Source organism: Pseudomonas sp. P4_C3, from assembly GCF_056402075.1.
Genome location: NZ_JBFUIC010000564.1, coordinates 1 through 1,717, shown reverse-complemented (window position 1 = coordinate 1,717; position 1,717 = coordinate 1). Strand labels below are relative to the sequence as shown.

Sequence of the window (1,717 nt, the reverse complement as noted above, 5' to 3'; positions counted from 1 at the left end):
CGGCAGTGACGTTCTTATCTTCGGCCACACGAGCCTTAAATCCGTTACGGGTTTTGGTCTGATTTATGGTGGAGGGCTTCTAACTGGGGTTTCAGCCAGCAGCAACAACTACAAGAAGTCTTCTGGCCTGTCGTCGAGCGACATCCGCTTCATTGAGGCGAACGGCAACATCAACAATGGCGTAGTGGACGCGAACGGGGAATATCGAAATGGTGCCCGCTGGTACCACCGCGCATCAGCTCCGGGCAGCGGTCAGCATCGCGTAGGTGACATTACTTGGCGCACGCCAGTTGTTGCGGGCCAAAATGGTGGGTGGCTATGCGTAGCAGATGGTGCTCCGGGCACCTGGGTTCCATTCGCCCCGACCCAGACTACAAATGCCTATTCTGTTACCGGGGGCACCGATAATAGGGCACTAGCTATCTCGGGGGCCACGGTGGATTCAGTGGCGAGCGTGTTGGGAACGCTGATTCGGGATCTGCGCACCTCCGGTCTCCTTAAGTAAAAGCGATTCGTCTATCCGGCCCGTCTCACGGTAGGTTTTTTCGCTTTGAGAAAAGCAATAGAGCGACCGCCTAGCTTGGCCAGAAGGCATCAGCAGATACTGATGGAATGGACACACTATCGGGGAAGGCTCGATCAGCCGGACTTCAGCCCGAACCGCTCAGGAATGTCGCGCCATGCCGTTCCGGAGCACAGATCCATAAGATGCCGTTAAGCATAGGTCGATCGTCGCTGCGGGGGGCATTAGATTTCTTTTCGTAAGAAACCGCATCAGCRATTAATTCCCAAGCGGAATCCGTCAGTTTATAACAAAGATGCAAAAGCATGATTGCTTTGTGAGCGATCATAGAATAATAATGCGCGGCAACATAAGAAAGCATAGTTTGTACATTAAGTCACGCAAACAAATAGTTAAATGCAGGGAGCGTAAATGATTAGTTCACACGATGAATATATTGAATATCTAGAGGCAGATAGGATCTCCTTAAATAGAAAGAAAAGTCTAAAAATGTATTTTTTTGATGATATTTGGCGTTTTCAGCGACTAATGAGAAAGCTAGAATACCTAACAAACTGCAAGAAAAACAGGATTCTCAAAAATATCGTAAAGTATCAATATCTAAAACAGAGCTTGAAGTTGGGATTCGAAATACCAATAAATGTCTTTGGGCCTGGATTATCAATTGCACACGCAGGAACTATCGTTGTAAACAGTGGCGCAAAAGTCGGCGCAAATTGCCGCCTACATGTATGCGTGAACATAGGGACCGAGGCTGGAAAAGATCATGCTGCTCCGTCAATAGGTGAAAACTGCTATATAGGTCCTGGAGCGAAGCTATTTGGAAGAATAGATATTGGGCCAAACATGGCAATCGGAGCCAACGCAGTGGTAGCGAAGAGCTTCCCCGCTGGAAACGCAACAATTGGCGGAGTGCCAGCAAAAATAATATCTGAGAAAACATCAGATGGGCTTCTGATCAAGGGATACACAAAACTGACAATAGAGAAAATCAAAATTCATTAAAAGCCTCTAATGCAGTTAGCCGAGGTTTCAGCGAGTGCGCCCCGGCAAAATCGGGTTGACTGAATTTTTATCTGCAGGGAGTTCTCATTTTAGGTAAATCGAGCCACTCGACACCCTTGAGCCATTTGTTGTGTGCCGGGCGCTCAGGGCGGAAGGCGTAGCGCCCTTGCGCGCTGGGATCTTCTGGGC

The 1,717-nt window shown here is 48.6% G+C and carries 2 protein-coding genes and 1 pseudogene; 2 read left to right on the top strand and 1 reads right to left on the bottom strand.

Annotation, left to right across the window (positions count from 1 at the left end):
* Positions 1-505, top strand: a 505-nt coding sequence (locus AC1DVH_RS30680) for a hypothetical protein (RefSeq protein ID WP_477756954.1), incomplete at its 5' end; no start/stop codon positions are given.
* Between the two features lie 149 nt (positions 506-654).
* On the opposite strand, the pseudogene AC1DVH_RS30675 reads toward AC1DVH_RS30680, so the two are convergent.
* Positions 655-830 (bottom strand): annotated as a pseudogene (locus tag AC1DVH_RS30675) (transposase); the annotation flags it as partial.
* Positions 831-934: 104 nt separating this feature from the next.
* Here AC1DVH_RS30675 and AC1DVH_RS30670 point away from each other — a divergent pair.
* Positions 935-1,528 carry a serine O-acetyltransferase gene (locus tag AC1DVH_RS30670; protein WP_477756953.1) on the top strand — a complete coding sequence of 198 codons (594 nt, stop codon included), beginning with the start codon at positions 935-937 and terminating at the stop codon, positions 1,526-1,528.
* Positions 1,529-1,717 lie beyond the last annotated feature (189 nt).

Coding starts and splice junctions, on each gene's coding strand:
- AC1DVH_RS30670 (WP_477756953.1), top strand. CDS start 935: ATGATTAGTTCACACGATGAATATATTGAATATCTAGAGGCAGATAGG.